Source organism: Nostoc sp. UHCC 0252 (genome assembly GCF_034931145.1).
GTDB lineage: Bacteria > Cyanobacteriota > Cyanobacteriia > Cyanobacteriales > Nostocaceae > Nostoc.
The window spans coordinates 1-15,727 of record NZ_JAYGHE010000091.1 but is presented as its reverse complement, the minus strand read 5'-3'; the positions used below and the strand labels follow the sequence as shown (position 1 = coordinate 15,727).

Genomic DNA, 15,727 nt, shown 5'->3' with positions numbered 1-15,727 from the left:
TGCTAGATACTCAAGAAATGATAAAGGCTGAAGAATTTTACCATCATTCTTCAGCCTTTATGATTCAGACTTTAGACTGCCAGATGCAATCCCCATCCCCCGTTCCCTATCCCCACCTTATGAGTACATTGAAGGCGGGGACTTCCGCGACTAGTTAAACAGTCGTAATGTCTTTTTCTTTTTCTGCCAAGAGCGCGTCTATTTTGGCAGTATACTCGTTTGTGAGTTTTTGCAAGTTGTCTTGTTGGTCTTTTGATTCATCTTTGGAGATTTCAGAGGCTTTTTCCTGCTTGCGAATCGAGTCTATGGCATCGCGGCGGATGTTGCGAATAGCAACACGACCCTCTTCAGCATACTTGGTAGCCATTTTGACGAATTCTTTTCGGCGATCGCTTGTCAAAGGCGGAATATTCAGCCGAATTACAGAACCATCGTTGCTGGGAGTTAAACCCACATCTGAGAGAGAAATCGCCTTCTCAACGATGTTTAGGGTGTTGCGCTCGTAGGGCTGAATTAGAATTGTCGAGGCATCTGGCGTGCTAATATTTGCCAGTGATTTTAAAGGTGTAGGCGAACCGTAATAGTCCACTAATACCTTATCTAATAAACTCGCATTGGCGCGGCCAGTGCGAATCGTGTTAAAAGCCCGTTGAGTTGACTCAACAGAACTTTGCATTTTACTTTTAGCGTCAGCTAATATCACAAGAACCTCCCACAAGGGTACCGATGGATTCTCCCAAGACTGCCCGGTGGATGTTACCTCGCACCGTTAGGTCAAATACCAGAATTGGGATATTATTTTCTTTACACAAGGCGATCGCAGTACTATCCATCACCCGCAAATCTTTGGCTAAAACGTGCGCGTAGGTAAGGCTATTGTAACGCTTGGCGTTAGGATAAATCTCAGGATCGGCATCATACACCCCGTCTACTTTGGTGGCTTTAAAAATCACTTCAGCATCAATTTCTGCTGCTCTTAGTGCCGCAGTAGTATCTGTAGTAAAGAAGGGATTTCCAGAACCTGCCCCAAAAATTACCACCCGTCCTTTTTCAAGATGACGGATGGCACGACGACGGATATATGGTTCTGCTAATTCTTGCATAGCGATCGCAGTTTGCACCCGCGTCTGTACCCCTATGTGTTCTAGCGAATCTTGCAACGTCATGGCGTTCATTACCGTGGCAATCATCCCAATATAGTCAGCGGTTGCCCTGTCCATCCCCGCCGACGCTGCTTTCACGCCACGAAAAATATTGCCGCCGCCAACAACTATGGCGATTTGAGTGCCAGTGGCTATCACCTCTGCTAATTCTTGTGCTATTCCTTTGACCACTTCTGGATCAATTCCATAGCCCATGTTGCCCATTAAGGCTTCACCGCTCAGTTTGAGTAAAACCCGTCGGTAATTCGTTCCCATGAAGTTACGCTTTATCAAAAAAGTTGCAATTGCCTCCAATTTAAGATAGCAGTTACAGGGACTATCTATGTCTAGTTACGCCAAATCAATGTAGTACCGACTGGTTCTGTTTGTGGTACATCTATTGGCTTACCAAGAAATAGAGAGGCGATCGCATTTCTCAAATATTCTTCTCCCACTGCTGATGCATCTTGGGGATGATTGTCAATTTTGCCTTTGTAGCGGACTATACCATTGGCATCGATTAAAAAGGCCATTGGTGTTTTCGTAGCCCCAAAACTCCGGGTTACATCTTGCGTCGAGTCCCACAGGTAAGGAAAGTTCAAATCGTGACGCTGGGCAAAAGCTTTCATATTTTCAAAGCTTGGCCTAGTTTCATGATTACCATCACTACCATTCATCCCAATTAGTGTGAAGCCTTTGTGGGCAAATTCGGCTTGAATGTTTTTTAACCTGTTGATATACCACTCTACATAAGGACAGTGGTTACATAAGGAAATAACGCCCACTGCTCGGAACTTCTCAAGATAACGCCTGAGATGGTGTACTTGGCCATCAATTCCTGGCAGTTCAAAATCGGGTGCGTAGCTCCCGATGGGAGTATCGATTGTTTCTAGTATATTCATGTTGTCTGGCTCGCAGAACTAGGAACAAGAAAAGTGTTGTTAAATTCAGCGTCAGTTTCCAGTTGCAAACCACCCCTTAGCCGATGCCTCATATTCTGACAATGTTATAGACTCTCATTAGCGATCGTAAATTGTGAAACTACTGAATCTAGCACTGATGCTAATTCACTCACATCTAAATCAATCGCAAAAATATTGCTCACATTAAAGAAATTCTGATTCTTAATGCTGACATAATCTAAGTTATTAGGAAATTGCCTCTATCAAAAAGATGAAAACTCTCTACGCTGGATAAAATTATCAGCATAGAAACTTTCATAGTCTATGTCTAAGTTATCACCAGAGTAAAAGATTTTCTTTAAAAATCTGATAAATTTTATTCAAATTCAAAACAATTTTACTTGTACCTTGCTTCTGAGAGGCTTTTACCCTTGTATTCATCAAATTTATTATGACAACTTCAAGTTCAAAAACAGCATTTACCTCTACAAAAACCTGGATTTGGCAAGATTTTCCGATCTGCTATCAAACCCAAGGAACCACTGGCCCAGCTGTTGTTCTCGTGCATGGATTTGGCGCATCTTGGTGGCATTGGCGGAAAAATATTCCCGTATTAGCACAAAATTGCCGTGTTTATGCTATTGATTTGATTGGTTTTGGCGGTTCCGCAAAACCTAAACCTGGTGAAAAAATTGCCTATACTCTAGAAACTTGGGGACAACAAGTAGCAGATTTTTGCCGCGAAGTTGTCGGTGAACCTGCTTTTTTAGTTGGCAATTCGATTGGCTGTATTGTAGCCATGCAAGCAGCAGTAAGCAACCCAGATATTGCCTTGGGAGTTGCTTTGCTCAACTGTTCTTTGCGGCTGTTGCACGATCGCAAACGGGAAACTTTACCTTTATCTCGTCGTTATGGCGCGCCTGTACTGCAACGCCTGTTATCCATCAAACCAGTTGGTGATTTCTTTTTTAATCAACTCGCCAAACCGAAAACGGTGCGGAAAATTCTGCTGCAAGCATACTCGAATCCTGAGATGGTGACAGATGAGTTGGTAGATATTCTCACTTCACCAGCAAGCGATGTGGGGGCTGCTGCTGTGTTCCTGGCTTTTACTTCTTATTCTACAGGGCCTCTACCAGAAGACCTTTTGCCACTGTTACCTTGTCCGGCGATTATCTTGTGGGGAACGGCTGATCCGTGGGAACCAATTAAGTTAGGGAGAGAATTAGCTAACTTTGGGCAAGTAGAAAAGTTTATTCCTTTAGAGGGAGTGGGGCATTGTCCGCAGGATGAAGCGCCGGAGTTAGTCAATCCGATTTTACTCGATTGGATTTTGGAGCGATCGCGGTAATAGACAAAGGCTCAATTTTAACGTAATGGGTGGTATTGAATATAATCAAAAAGATTAGTTTCAGACATTGTAAATTGGCTCAACGTTATTTCAGTCCCTTTAATAGCTGAAACGGAAGTTCACACTTAAGTCAGTTAATGTAAGTGGGACCTTCGATAACAGTTCCATCGGGCATAGTAGTATTCCAGAACAAAATACCCGTCATGTACTGGTTAATAGTGAAATATTTGGCACCAGTAAAACTAGCATCAGCCAAAATAGCGTTGTTGAAAACAGCACCTCTCAAATTAGCATTCCACAAGATAGCTTCTCTCAAGTTAGCTCCCTCCAAAATGCAATTACTCAAATTAGCGTTAGTAAAGTTAGTTCCCCGCAAACAAGCACCAGTCAAATCAGCGTCACTCAAGTCAGTTCCATCCATCCAGGCACCAGCAAAGTCAGCAGCGAGCAGACAGGCTCCGCTCAAATTAATACTCGACCACGGAGCATGGTGCAAGTGAGACCCCATCAGATTAATTCCTCTGAGGTCAGCTCCCTCCAAAACACACTCCATGTCCTCAATACGAATCAAGGGAAAATTCCTTTCCCCAGCAGCATAGCGTCTGAGCAATTCTTCCCCAGTAATCTCTTCCCCGGAACCAACCATCTCCATAACTCTATTCCTCAATTATGGTTTGGGTATTATTAATAAGTAGGTTGAGTTGAGTAAGGAAACCCAACACCAAGAATTCTTGATTTTGTTGGGTAATACGAATGTTCAACCCAACCTATAAATATTTGATTTTTTCAGAGTAATAAAAGAGCGTTAGCAATAGTACTCAAGGCAATTACTAACTCAAGACTAACTGGCTTAAAAAGAAGGCAAGGGCTGCACTGCCCAAAGGAACTGTCAAATTGTCAATACCCAAAAATGAAACAGCTTCTAAAGCAGTAGCTATAACTGCCACTATCAGCGATATCGCCCAAGTTTGCCAACTGTTTCCTTGAGTTCCAACTAAAATCAAACTACTGACGACATAGCTAACGAGCATCATAGTTAGGGAGCCTTCCAAACTTTTTTCTGTCCCAAAAACTTTATACTTATGTTTACCAAAACGTTGCCCAATTAAGGCTGCTAATCCATCTCCCCAAGTCATCACCAAAATTCCGAGTGCTGCGTACTGGGGTTGTTGTAAATACCAGAACCAGGCGACTAAAATACCGAAACTGACAGAGTAAAAAAATGTCCCTAAACTTTGGCGGCCAACACTATTAATACCAGGAAGAATTGGTAATCGGTAGGATAATAAGGTGATTGCACTCGCTAAAATAGAAGCTGTAATCCCTACACTGGCGGGAATATCTAGCCACCAAGCGATTAAAATTACATTACCAGTGCCAATATGAACTATCTTCCGCACGATTTCTGGCTTGTCGGCAAAGCGGTTTACCACCCCTGCAATCAGAAGTATGAGTAACACCCAAATTGCAGCGATCGCAATTTGCAGCCATAAAACCGGAATTGAGGTGAAGTCAGAAAATGTAATTAACAAAGATGCGACAAATGAAAAGTTTTACCCCTGTTACTAATTTATAAGATTTGGGTAGCTGCAATGAAATTATTATTTATTTGGCTGATTCGGGGCTACCGAATGTTTATCTCGCCGTTGTTTCTTCCGACTTGTCGCTTTCAACCAACTTGTTCGATGTATGCTATTGAAGCTATTGAACGATTTGGAGTGTTACGTGGTAGCTGGATGGCAACTCGGCGGATTTTGCGCTGTCATCCGTTTCATCCAGGTGGTTACGATCCAGTGCCAGAGGTGGTGGAAAAGGTGAAGGAGGAGTAGTTTGAGGATTGGAGTTTAAACGCAAAGGAGCGCGGAGGGAAGCGCGGAGGGACGCAGAGAATGAGAAGAGGGGTAGATTATTAAGGGATGTGTTCGTGGGTATAGCTATTTGGGGAGATGTCAACAGCTGAGGTTGTCATCTAGCGTGAGAAGGTTGAATAATTTAATTTGGACTTACGATGATTAATCCGACTGCGATTTCTATACCCGAACCACAAATTCCTACTCCTGGGCCGAGTCCGCTACCTAGCCCCAATCCTGAGCCGAATCCGCTACCTAGTCCTGAGCCTGTACCGGGGCCAGCGATTCCTCAACCGTTACCGGGGCCTGTACCAGAAACAGTACCTGCTCCCATTCCTCAGACGGTTCCAGGGACAATTCCCCAAACCATACCGGAACCTGTTTAGATTACCTTGGTAATGTAATCCAAAATCTCAAATTTAAAATCCAAAATGCTAAGAGCCGGAATTGTCGGACTTCCCAACGTCGGAAAATCTACTTTATTTAATGCTGTAGTTGCTAATGCTAAAGCTGAAGCAGCTAACTTCCCTTTTTGCACGATTGAACCGAATGTCGGCGTTGTCGCAGTACCGGATGAACGGTTAAATGTTCTTGCTAAGATTGCCAGTTCGGTACAAATTATCCCGGCGCGGGTTGAATTTGTAGATATTGCCGGTTTAGTTAAAGGTGCAAGTCAGGGTGAGGGACTAGGGAATCAATTCCTGTCCCACATCCGGGAAGTTGATGCGATCGTCCATGTGGTACGTTGTTTTGAGAATGACGATATTATCCACGTTGCTGGTTCTGTTGACCCAGCGCGAGATATTGAAATCATTAATATAGAACTAGGTTTATCAGATTTAGCACAAATTGAGCGACGAATTGACCGCACTCGTAAACTAGCTCGTACCAGCAAAGATGCACAGTTTGAAATCACAGTCTTAGAAAAATTAGCTGCGGCTTTAAATGAAGGTAAATCGGTGCGTCAGGTGAGCTTGAATGAAGAAGAAACAGAAATTATTAAAGGATTAGAACTGCTCACTTATAAACCGATTATCTACGCCGCAAATGTATCTGAAGATGAGTTGGCGACTGGTAATCATTTTGTGGAAACAGTGCGGCAAATTGCAGCAACAGAAAATGCCCAAGTTGTGATAGTTTCGGCTCAAGTTGAAGCTGAATTAGTGGAATTACCAGAGGAAGATAAAGCTGATTTCCTCGCGTCTTTAGGTGTGGAAGAAGGCGGTTTGAAATCGTTGATTCGGGCAACTTACACGCTTTTAGGCTTGCGGACATATTTCACTTGTGGCCCCAAAGAAACCCGCGCTTGGACAATTAATGCCGGAATGTCTGCGCCTCAAGCTGCTGGTGTAATCCACAGTGATTTTGAACGGGGATTTATTCGCGCCGAAACTGTCGCTTATAAAGATTTGGTAACAACTGGTTCGATGAATGCTGCGAAAGAGAAAGGGTTGGTTCGCAGTGAAGGGAAAGAGTATGTTGTGCAGGAAGGGGATGTAATGTTGTTCCGATTTAATGTGTAGGGCAAGTAGGTGAACTACCGACACTGAATTGAAGCCTCAAGTACAGTGTCGGCTTACAATTTCACTGAATTTTAGGTGGCAACGTGAACTGAATTAATTACTCCAACTCGCTATCCTCCACATTATGGAATGTCTTCCACATCCAGCAACACACGCACAGAAAAGCCTAGCCAACCAACCAACAACATAGAGAACGCCCATATAACAATAACAGCGCGATTCCTGCACCAGTACCAGTCCCAAATAATTCTCCGAGAATACCAACTAGAATACCCTCTGATTGCAAAGCAGGTGTAAAAACATTATCTGCCAATGGCCCTGCTATTAAATAGCCTACCGCAGAAGCGATCTGTAAAAATAGCGATCGCGCTGCAAAAACTCTTCCTTGCACATTGGGTGGTACTTTCGCTAGCCAAATAGCAGTATCCGAACTGCCATTCAAAGGGAAATTAAAAGACGAACAAAATTGTGCCGGAATCCAAACCCAAGGTGTTCTACCCAAACCAAAAACAATTTTACTTATACCTGCACCAATCATCCCTAATAAAATACCTTTGATTTTTCGTCTAAAACCGCCCCAAGTGCTAATAATTATAGTCATGTAGATATTTACAAGAAAGAATATATACCCTTGTTTTTTAGCTACTTCCACCCACAATGTATATATAAGAACCCAAATTCTCATCATCCGTACCAACAATCACACCGCCTTCTGCACCAGGAACAAGTTCCATAGCTTCAATTTTGTGATAATCAGAGCGGTAAAGGGGAACAAGTTGAGGATTTTGCCGCCATGCAATTGTGTTCCCACGCAATCCCAAGTAACCAGCGACATACACAGCTGATTGAAATGGGCCATCATCCCCTGCATCATTTGCTGAGGTGATGTAGACAATTCCTACGGGGTCTACCTTAATATCTGAGATATGACGAACTTTGCCAGATGGAAACGGTACTTTCAGATTCGTAGAACCTGCGAGAGTAATTTGATATTTAGCTAAGTCAAACGTTCCCCAAAAAATAGTTGCTGGTTGTTCCCCTTCACCTCGATGTCCCCAGATAGCAACTAATTTGCCGTCTATATTTTGTAATCCAAATGCTTCAAAATTATTTCCTTGAATAATTTCTGGTAGGTTGAATTCTTTGAGAACCAAGATAGTTTTGTTGGCAGGGTTAAGACTGATGTAATAAGCTTTACCAGAACTGCTTAAAGCGATAAAAGATAATTTTTTCTTAGGAACAGATGTTAAAGCTTCTAAATCGATAGGTAATTCTATGTTATCTGGCCAGTTTAAGGGGAAATATTCCGGTTGTTTTTTACCCTTAATGCTGATGATTGCTAAACGACTTTGGTTTTTTTGTTTGTTGTCATGGACAATTAGAAAATCGAGCGTATTGCTTTGCTGTATCAAAGCCATACCACTGATACCGAAAGGGATACCACCGCGAACTGGCCGCCAATCTTGGGCCCAGACTTGCACAGATATGAGTAACAATGCACTCAAGACTACTATATTGATGATTAACTTAAAAAATCGAGGCATAGTAATTCGTAATTCGTAATTCGTAATTACAGCAGTTTTCGTCTATTTGAACCACATCTTTTGTAGGGTAACAATCATGCAAACTTTTCAAGATGGCTCGTAAAATCTCTTATTTATTTCTGAACGCTCTCTGTACCTCTGGGGTTTAAAAGTAATAGTAATTTATTTAACCACAGAGGTGCATAGGTAAGAGAGTAAAGAGCTTTAAAGAGGAATTTATGAGCATTGCTGTACTCCTACTAAAGCAGTTTATTTACCTGAAAATAACTGTAATCCAGCTTTTGTCTGAACCGATGCTCCATCATAGCAACCCCTCATATCTTCGGCTATAACGGGAAGGCTTTTGCTGTACTTAGCTTAGTTGAATTTCTCAGGATAATATTTTCTGTAAACAAAGCAATAGTTCGTTGACAGTATAAGGCTTTACCAAAAACGTATTCACGCCAATAGCAGCTATTGCATTAAGCTTATTTTCAGACATAAGTCCACTGCTGGCAACAATTCTGACCTGGGGGTTGATTTTTTTCAAGGTACGGATGGCAGTTAAACCATCGAGCGTGGGTAGCATAATATCCATCAGTACGGCACTAATTTTATCCTGGTTTTGAGCGTATAGCGCGATCGCTTCGATGCCATCACCAGCAATTAGGGTTGTGTAGTTGTGAGCTTCCAGTGATGTCCTCGTAATCTCTTGAATGGCAACTTCATCATCTACAATCAAAATCAATTCTCCATTTCCTGGCTGTGGTGGCAATTCTTCTGGAGTAATTGTTTCCATTCCCTCCACTGCTGGCAAGTAAACCTTAAAGCTGGTGCCACTTCCTAGTTCGCTATAGACGCTTACAAAACCACCGTGGCTTTTAATAATCCCCAGCACGGTGGAAAGTCCTAACCCTGTGCCTTTCCCGATATCTTTTGTAGTAAAGAATGGCTCGAAAATTCTATCTAAAATTTCTTTAGAAATTCCAGCTCCAGTATCGGAGACAGTAACCACTATATAAGGCCCCTCTTTGGCTTCCAGGTTCATGCGGGCATAATTTTCGTCAATCAATAAATTTTCAGCATAAATGCTTAAACTCCCACCATTGGGCATTGCGTCGCGGGCGTTAACGCAGAGGTTCATCAGCACTTGATTTAGTTGGGTGCTATCTCCAGAAACCATCCATAAATCTTGCGGTATATCAGTGCTAATTTGTATAGATTTGGGAAATGTCTCTTTAAGAATCTTGGCAACTTCGACAATTATATGTCTGAGTTGTAAAGTGATGCGCTTTCCTTCTACACCCCGCGCAAATGACAGCACTTGTTTGACTAAATCAGCCCCACGTCTAGCGTTGATTTCCAAAATCTCTAATAGATGACGGGTGCGTTCATCTGCATTGGGAAATTTGAGTGGTAAGAGTTGCGCTCCTGCTAAAATTGGTGTCAGGATATTGTTGAGATCGTGAGCAATGCCACTAGCTAGAGTGCCAATACTCTCCAACCGTTGGGCACGAAACAATTGGGCTTCTAAATGTTTTTTCTCAGTAATATCTGTGTCAACAGTGAGAATCGCTTTCGGTTTGCCTTGTTCATCGCATACTAAACTCCAGCGACTAGCAACAAGGATTTCTTTGTTAGTTTTGGTAAGTTTATTTAACTCGCCTTGCCACTTTCCTTTGCTTGTAGCTTGTAAAAGAGCCGCTTCGATTTCTGGCGAAGGTTCGTCATACAAAAGCTCACTGGCATTTTTCCCCCAAGCTTCTGTCGCTTGCCAGCCGTAAACTGTTTCTGCACCTTTGTTCCAGAAAATAATTCGATTGTCTAAATCTCGCACGCAAATGGCATCTGTGGTGACATCTAGTAATGCTGCTTGTTCGCGGATTTTTTCTTCTGCCAATTTGCGTTCGCGTAGTGCGGCCTGTCGTTCGCTAATATCAATACTGGCGCATGTCACGCCCACAACTTCTTGCGACTCATTCCGCAATGGCTCAACTGTCAAATCGTAATATCGAGTTGTATCTTTGATGGTAATTGATACTTCCTCTCGCGTTCCTATGCCAGTGGTTAGCACCCCACGTTTAATTGTGGTGAGACGTTGAGCATCTTCAACTGGCATAATATCCAAGTCTTGTTTGCCTAATATTCCCTCAACCGTCAATCTAGATGGGGGATTGTAAACCCATGTGTAACATAGCTCCCTATCTTGGTTATAGACAAATATGGGAGAGTTTTTGAGGGCTACCCGAAATCGTTCCTCACTCTGTCGCAGTGCGTTATCTGCCCGTTGACGTTCGATGGCGTAACGCATTGAGCGCACCAGCAAGTCGCCAGTTACTTGCCCTTTCACCAAATAATCCTGCGCTCCTTCTTGCATTGCCCTAATTGCGAGGGTTTCATCGTTTATACCTGTCAGCACAATTATCGGAGTGGCTTTTGCTTGCTGGTGAGTGATGACGAAGGTTTCTAGCCCCTGACTATCTGGCAGCGAGAGGTCTAACAAAATTACATCAAAAAACTCCTTTGCTAGGTAGTTGAGTGCTTCCGAAAGCTTCTCAACGGGCGATAAATCAACTACAACTGTGGTAACTTCTTTTAAAAACTCCTGTAATAAAAATACATCACCAGGATTATCTTCTACTAACAAAACTTTAATATTTTTACCTGCCATTTCCACTACTCCGGTGGCAGTTTTACGATCGCAAACCAAAAATTTTCTATTGATTGTACAATTTTAACGAATTGATCGAAATCTACTGGTTTAGTTATATAACAGTTTGCACATAAATTATAGGCTTTAAGGATGTCTTCTTCAGCTTGGGAAGTCGTCAGAACTACGACGGGAATTCGCCGAAGCTTGTCGTCTGCTTTGATTTCTGCCAGTACCTCACGCCCATCTTTTCTGGGCAAGTTTAAATCGAGCAGCACAATATCAGGATGAGCGACTGTGATGTATTGTCCTTGTTTTCGCAAGAATGCCATTGCCTCCACACCATCTTCAACCACGTTTAGATGAACCGATATTTTACTATCTTCTAGGGCGATGCGTGTAAGTTGAGCATCGCCAGGATTGTCTTCTACTAACAAAACCTCAATAGGCATAATCGCTGTTATAATACTCACGATTGCTTACCTGCTACATCTGGAATTGTGAAGTAGAAAGTCGAGCCTTGACCCGGTTTCGACTTAACCCAGATCCGGCCGCCGTGGCGTTCTATAATTTTTTTACAAATTGCCAGACCAATTCCAGTACCGGGATATTTGTCTCTACCGTGCAAGCGCTGAAAAATTATAAAAATACGTTCAGCATACTGGGATTCCAAACCAATGCCATTATCACGTATCCAGAACAACCATTCATCTGCCAATGGTATAGAATTTAAATTTTCCCCCTCTAGATTTGCATTTGGCTTGACTACCCCAATGTGAATTTGTGGCTGCTGATTTTGGCAAAATTTGATGGCGTTGCCAATCAGGTTTTGAAATACTTGTGTGAGTTGGGTAGTATCAGCCATGACTTCAGGTAGAGCATCATGAGTGACAATTGCCTGACTATCTGCGATCGCAATTTGAAGATTAGCGATCGCTTGCTGTAAGATTACATCACAATCAACTAACTTAAATGGCTGTCCCCGGGTGCTGACGCGGGAATAATTCAACAAATCGTTGATTAGGGTCTGCATTCGCCGCGCCCCATCTACCGCGTAGGTGATAAACTGATCGGCACTGGCATCAAGTTGATTTTTGTATCTTCGCTCTAGTAATTGTAAATAACTTGTTACCATCCGCAAGGGTTCTTGCAAGTCATGGGAAGCCACATAAGCAAACTGTTCCAATTCTGCATTAGAACGAACGAGTTCTTGACTTTGCTGAGTTTCTTTTTCTAATAGTTGCGCTTGAGATAAAGCAATGCCAATTTGATTAGCTAGTTGCTTTAACAATTCCGTCTCAAAGTTATTCCATTTTCGAGGTGCGGCACATTGGTGAGCTAGCAACAAGCCCCAAATGTTATCTCTAACCAGAATCGGTACTACAAGGTTAGCTCTGACAGCAAAGTGCTGAAGAAATTCTCGATGACATGGTTGAATGTGAGCAGCCTGAATGTCTTCAATGGCACTGACTCTTCCTTGGCGATATCTTTCTATATATTCTTCTTTAAAGCATTCGTCAAGAATATTTTCTCCCAAAATTACCGGCCAACCAGGTAATACCGCCTCTTGTACCACTGTTCCCGAACCATCGGTTTCCAGTCGGAAAATTAAAACTCGGTCAGCTTGTAGTAATTGTTGTACCTCCGTCACCGTGGTTTTAAGAATTTCATCTATTTGTAAAGATTCTCGAATTTTCAGGGTAATTTCTGCAAATAATTGCGATCGCAAATTCTGCCGTTTTAATTCTTCATCTGCCCGCTTGCGATCTGTGATATCTGTATAAGAACCCACCATGCGAACTATATCACCCAATGCGTCCCAAAGTGCTTGTCCTCGATCTAGAATCCATCTATAACTACCGTCTTGGCACTGGACTCGGTATTCACAGGCATAAAACGGTGTTTTCTTGGCAAAGTGGTCTTGGAAGGCTTGAAGTACCCAATCTCGCTCATCGGGGTGGATTAGTTTTGTCCATTCATCCCTATCGTTGGAAACTTCGTGGTCTTTATAACCGAGCATTTCCTTCCACCGAGCTGAGAAGAACACTTCATTAGTCTTGAGGTTCCAATCCCAAATGCCATCATTGTTACCATGTAACGCTAATTGCCAGCGTTCTTCACTTTCCCGTAATGCTTCTGCTGTTCGCTGCCGTTCAGTAATATCTTGAAAATAAATAGACAAACCATCTTTTGCAGGATAGGCGTGGACTTGAAGCCAGCAATTTAGTGGCTGATACAACTCCTCGAATTCCACACTTACTTGTTCTGAGATTGCCCTATGATACTCATGATAAAATCTTGTACCAACGATTTCTGGAAACACTTCCCAGATGTTTTTACCCAAAAGCTCACTTTGTTTTTTTTGCAATAGCCTTTCTGCTTGACGATTAATATAGGTGAAGCGCCACATTTTATCCAGGGCAAAAAACCCATCAGTGATGCTTTCGAGAAAATTATTGATGCGGGTTCTGGCAGCTTGCTCTTGCGCCATTAGCTTTTCAGTAACTTGAGATACTTCAGTTACATAACGCCTAAGTTCTAATTGGTCGATTACCAAGCGACTTAGAGCCACAAGCGCTTCAACTTGTTTTTGGCTCAATTCTTTTGGAACTTGGTCAAGTACACAGAGAGTTCCCAGTATATCTCCCTTTGGGGTAATTAAGGGCACACCTGCATAAAAACGGACATGGGGATAGCCGGTGACTACTGCATTTTTGGCCAAATTTTCATCAGCTAAAGTATCAGGAATTACTACAACCTGACGTTGCTCTTGGCAAAGGTAAGACAACCCAATACACCGGGGCATTTCTGATACATTTAAACCTACTTTTGCCTTAAACCATTGACGGTTTTCATCAATGAAATTTACCAAAGATATGGAAGTACCACAAATAAATGCCGCTAACTGAGCGAGATTGTCGTAGGCTTCTTCGGGTTCGGTGTCAAGAATTTGATACTGGCGGAGGGCTTCTAGCCGCGCCACTTCTGTATCAATTTGTTCAGCGTTCATTAACTTTTATTAATAAATTTAAGCGTAATATTTCAGTCAGCAGCATGGCTGTCTCAAGAATAGTTTAACTTTTTTAACAATTCTTAGTTATCGAACAGAATTCAGGAGTCAGAAAACAGACATGAATTTTCTACGAAAAAGCGGATGAATAACCGGCGTTTTTGCACCCCCACTAAATTTTCAATTTAGTGGTTAACAAGACCTGCGCCGGTATGAATCCCCGACTGATTGATTCTGAATTCTGAATTCTGAATTCTGAATTCTGACTTCTGACTTCTGACTTCTGCTGAAACTATTAAACCTTTACCAAAACGGTTTCCCGCAACTTGGCAATCACATCACTAAGATTACCTGTGTTTAAGCGGTAACTCAGAGGGTGAGCAATCAACCGCGCTGTGCTTTCATATAGAGTAGCAATTTCAATCAAACCATTTTCGCGCAGAGTCCGCCCTGTAGAAACCAAATCCACGATCGCTTCTGACATTCCAGTAATCGGCCCTAGTTCTACTGAACCATACAAAGGCACTATTTCTACAGGTAAATCTAGACTGTGGAAATATTCACGAGCGCAATTCACATATTTTGAAGCAACTCTACCATGCGGAGGTAAATCTAAAGGCGATCGGTAAGAGCTGGATGCTTTTACCGCTACCGACATCCGGCAATGCCCAAACTGCAAATCTACCAAGTGGGCAACTTGCGGCTGCTTCTCCCGTAGCACATCGTAGCCGACAACACCCAATTGTGCTTGACCATATTCCACATAAACAGGCACATCCTGCGCCCGTACCAACAAAGCTTTTGCAACTCCCTTAGTATCAGGAATTTGAAGTTGACGAGTTCCTGAATCTAAAAAAGCACTAAAATCTAATCCCGCAGATTGTAGCAAGCGGATGCTATTTTTAAGAAGTTCCCCTTTTGGCAATGCAACAGTCAGCATTCTTTTTCTTAATATCCTTGGCGTTCTGGCAGTTGAATAATATCTCTATATGCTTACCACAGCAGCATGAGAATTTTATTAGTTGATGATGAAGTTGAATTAACTGAACCCTTGAGTCGCCTGTTAACTCGTGAGGGTTACATTGTGGATGCCGCTTTCGATGGCACGAGTGGCAACGAACACGCACAAACAGGCAATTATGACCTACTAATTTTAGATTGGATGCTGCCAGGAAAAACGGGGTTAGAAATTTGTCAGCAATTGCGACGACAAGGTAAAACTACTCCCGTACTGTTTCTCACAGCTAAAGATACTCTAGATGACCGCGTACAAGGTTTAGATGCTGGTGCTGATGACTATTTAGTTAAACCCTTTGAATTACGGGAGTTACTAGCTAGAGTCCGGGCTTTATTGCGTCGTTCTGGTTCCCAAATCTATGAAACCACCACCGGACGTTTAACCGTTGCTGATTTAGAACTCGATTGTGAAAATCAAGTCGCCTATCGCCAAGGAAGAATAATTGAGTTATCGCAAAAAGAAAGCCAGTTGCTGCAATATTTTATGGAACACACAGGACAACTAATGACTCATGCCCAAATTATGGAAAATCTGTGGCAAGAGTCAGAACAACCCAGTAGTAATGTGATTGCGGCATTAATTCGTTTGCTGCGTCGCAAGATTGAGGTAGGTAAAGAAACTACGCTGATTCATACAGTCTACGGCAAAGGCTATCGTTTCGGTGCTTCTTCAGTGGAGCCAGTTTAACCACCTGTAGTATCATGTCCGGTTAAATAATTGTCATTGCAAGCGTTGCGCGGCAATCCCAAACCTTTGCG

16 protein-coding genes are annotated in these 15,727 nt (G+C 42.5%); 5 read left to right on the top strand and 11 right to left on the bottom strand.

Features of this window, described 5'->3' with window-relative positions; all coding sequences use genetic code 11:
- Window positions 1-154: 154 nt before the first annotated feature.
- From frr to VB732_RS31435, 3 genes are all read right to left on the bottom strand, one after another.
- Entirely contained in the window at window positions 155-703 is a 549-nt protein-coding gene (gene frr / locus VB732_RS31445; RefSeq protein ID WP_229462428.1) for a ribosome recycling factor, read from the bottom strand.
- On the bottom strand, window positions 690-1,418 hold the full coding sequence (gene pyrH, locus VB732_RS31440) for a UMP kinase (RefSeq protein ID WP_323234772.1): 729 nt from the start codon (window positions 1,416-1,418) through the stop codon (window positions 690-692). Before pyrH ends, frr begins: the two co-directional genes overlap by 14 nt.
- Before the next feature lie 71 nt (window positions 1,419-1,489).
- Window positions 1,490-2,044, bottom strand: a complete 555-nt coding sequence (locus VB732_RS31435; RefSeq protein WP_323234771.1) for a thioredoxin family protein — start codon at window positions 2,042-2,044, stop codon at window positions 1,490-1,492.
- Window positions 2,045-2,495: 451 nt separating this feature from the next.
- On the opposite strand from VB732_RS31435, the gene VB732_RS31430 reads away from it, so the two are divergent.
- Window positions 2,496-3,395, top strand: coding sequence for an alpha/beta fold hydrolase (locus VB732_RS31430; RefSeq protein WP_323234770.1), 900 nt, complete (start codon window positions 2,496-2,498; stop codon window positions 3,393-3,395).
- Window positions 3,396-3,525: 130 nt separating this feature from the next.
- On the opposite strand, the gene VB732_RS31425 is transcribed toward VB732_RS31430, so the two are convergent.
- Window positions 3,526-4,047 (bottom strand): pentapeptide repeat-containing protein, encoded by a 522-nt coding sequence (locus tag VB732_RS31425; protein ID WP_323234769.1) that lies wholly within the window; start codon window positions 4,045-4,047, stop codon window positions 3,526-3,528.
- 178 nt (window positions 4,048-4,225) lie between these two features.
- Window positions 4,226-4,927, bottom strand: a complete 702-nt coding sequence (locus tag VB732_RS31420; protein WP_323234768.1) for an SEC59/DGK1/VTE5 family protein — start codon at window positions 4,925-4,927, stop codon at window positions 4,226-4,228.
- 60 nt (window positions 4,928-4,987) lie between these two features.
- Between VB732_RS31420 and yidD the strand changes: the two genes are divergently transcribed.
- The 3 genes from yidD to ychF all read left to right on the top strand — a co-directional run bounded on the left by yidD (window position 4,988) and on the right by ychF (window position 6,768).
- Window positions 4,988-5,224 (top strand): membrane protein insertion efficiency factor YidD, encoded by a 237-nt coding sequence (gene yidD / locus VB732_RS31415; RefSeq protein ID WP_012412579.1) that lies wholly within the window; start codon window positions 4,988-4,990, stop codon window positions 5,222-5,224.
- 179 nt (window positions 5,225-5,403) lie between these two features.
- The gene (locus tag VB732_RS31410; protein WP_323234767.1) at window positions 5,404-5,631 is read left to right on the top strand and encodes a hypothetical protein; all 228 of its coding nucleotides are present in this window, start codon (window positions 5,404-5,406) and stop codon (window positions 5,629-5,631) included.
- 45 nt (window positions 5,632-5,676) lie between these two features.
- Window positions 5,677-6,768: a redox-regulated ATPase YchF gene (gene ychF, locus VB732_RS31405; RefSeq protein ID WP_323234766.1), complete on the top strand. Its 1,092-nt coding sequence runs from the start codon at window positions 5,677-5,679 to the stop codon at window positions 6,766-6,768.
- A gap of 166 nt (window positions 6,769-6,934) precedes the next feature.
- On the opposite strand, the gene VB732_RS31400 is transcribed toward ychF, so the two are convergent.
- The 6 genes from VB732_RS31400 to hisG form a co-directional block, all read right to left on the bottom strand.
- Window positions 6,935-7,369, bottom strand: coding sequence for a hypothetical protein (locus tag VB732_RS31400; RefSeq protein ID WP_323234765.1), 435 nt, complete (start codon window positions 7,367-7,369; stop codon window positions 6,935-6,937).
- Window positions 7,370-7,406: 37 nt separating this feature from the next.
- The gene (locus VB732_RS31395) at window positions 7,407-8,312 is read right to left on the bottom strand and encodes a hypothetical protein (protein WP_323234764.1); all 906 of its coding nucleotides are present in this window, start codon (window positions 8,310-8,312) and stop codon (window positions 7,407-7,409) included.
- Between the two features lie 370 nt (window positions 8,313-8,682).
- Complete coding sequence (locus VB732_RS31390; RefSeq protein WP_323234783.1) at window positions 8,683-10,962, bottom strand: response regulator; 2,280 nt, start codon at window positions 10,960-10,962, stop codon at window positions 8,683-8,685.
- A 5-nt stretch (window positions 10,963-10,967) separates the two neighbouring features.
- Window positions 10,968-11,393 (bottom strand): response regulator, encoded by a 426-nt coding sequence (locus VB732_RS31385; protein WP_416235791.1) that lies wholly within the window; start codon window positions 11,391-11,393, stop codon window positions 10,968-10,970.
- 17 nt (window positions 11,394-11,410) lie between these two features.
- On the bottom strand, window positions 11,411-13,951 hold the full coding sequence (locus tag VB732_RS31380) for a GAF domain-containing protein (protein WP_323234762.1): 2,541 nt from the start codon (window positions 13,949-13,951) through the stop codon (window positions 11,411-11,413).
- A 295-nt stretch (window positions 13,952-14,246) separates the two neighbouring features.
- A complete protein-coding gene (gene hisG, locus VB732_RS31375; RefSeq protein ID WP_323234761.1) occupies window positions 14,247-14,891 on the bottom strand; it encodes an ATP phosphoribosyltransferase in 645 nt (214 codons plus the stop codon).
- A 66-nt stretch (window positions 14,892-14,957) separates the two neighbouring features.
- Here hisG and rppA point away from each other — a divergent pair, with 66 nt between their 5' ends.
- A complete protein-coding gene (rppA, locus tag VB732_RS31370; protein WP_323234760.1) occupies window positions 14,958-15,656 on the top strand; it encodes a two-component system response regulator RppA in 699 nt (232 codons plus the stop codon).
- The last annotated feature ends 71 nt before the right edge of the window (window positions 15,657-15,727 follow it).

Bases quoted from the DNA above. Each gene is read 5' to 3' on its own strand.
- rppA (WP_323234760.1), top strand. From the start codon at position 14,958: ATGAGAATTTTATTAGTTGATGATGAAGTTGAATTAACTGAACCCTTG.
- VB732_RS31390 (WP_323234783.1), bottom strand. From the start codon at position 10,962: ATGGCAGGTAAAAATATTAAAGTTTTGTTAGTAGAAGATAATCCTGGT.
- yidD (WP_012412579.1), top strand. From the start codon at position 4,988: ATGAAATTATTATTTATTTGGCTGATTCGGGGCTACCGAATGTTTATC.
- VB732_RS31410 (WP_323234767.1), top strand. From the start codon at position 5,404: ATGATTAATCCGACTGCGATTTCTATACCCGAACCACAAATTCCTACT.
- VB732_RS31430 (WP_323234770.1), top strand. From the start codon at position 2,496: ATGACAACTTCAAGTTCAAAAACAGCATTTACCTCTACAAAAACCTGG.
- VB732_RS31425 (WP_323234769.1), bottom strand. From the start codon at position 4,047: ATGGAGATGGTTGGTTCCGGGGAAGAGATTACTGGGGAAGAATTGCTC.
- VB732_RS31435 (WP_323234771.1), bottom strand. From the start codon at position 2,044: ATGAATATACTAGAAACAATCGATACTCCCATCGGGAGCTACGCACCC.
- pyrH (WP_323234772.1), bottom strand. From the start codon at position 1,418: ATGGGAACGAATTACCGACGGGTTTTACTCAAACTGAGCGGTGAAGCC.
- VB732_RS31400 (WP_323234765.1), bottom strand. From the start codon at position 7,369: ATGACTATAATTATTAGCACTTGGGGCGGTTTTAGACGAAAAATCAAA.
- VB732_RS31385 (WP_416235791.1), bottom strand. From the start codon at position 11,393: ATGCCTATTGAGGTTTTGTTAGTAGAAGACAATCCTGGCGATGCTCAA.
- VB732_RS31395 (WP_323234764.1), bottom strand. From the start codon at position 8,312: ATGCCTCGATTTTTTAAGTTAATCATCAATATAGTAGTCTTGAGTGCA.
- hisG (WP_323234761.1), bottom strand. From the start codon at position 14,891: ATGCTGACTGTTGCATTGCCAAAAGGGGAACTTCTTAAAAATAGCATC.
- VB732_RS31380 (WP_323234762.1), bottom strand. From the start codon at position 13,951: ATGAACGCTGAACAAATTGATACAGAAGTGGCGCGGCTAGAAGCCCTC.
- ychF (WP_323234766.1), top strand. From the start codon at position 5,677: ATGCTAAGAGCCGGAATTGTCGGACTTCCCAACGTCGGAAAATCTACT.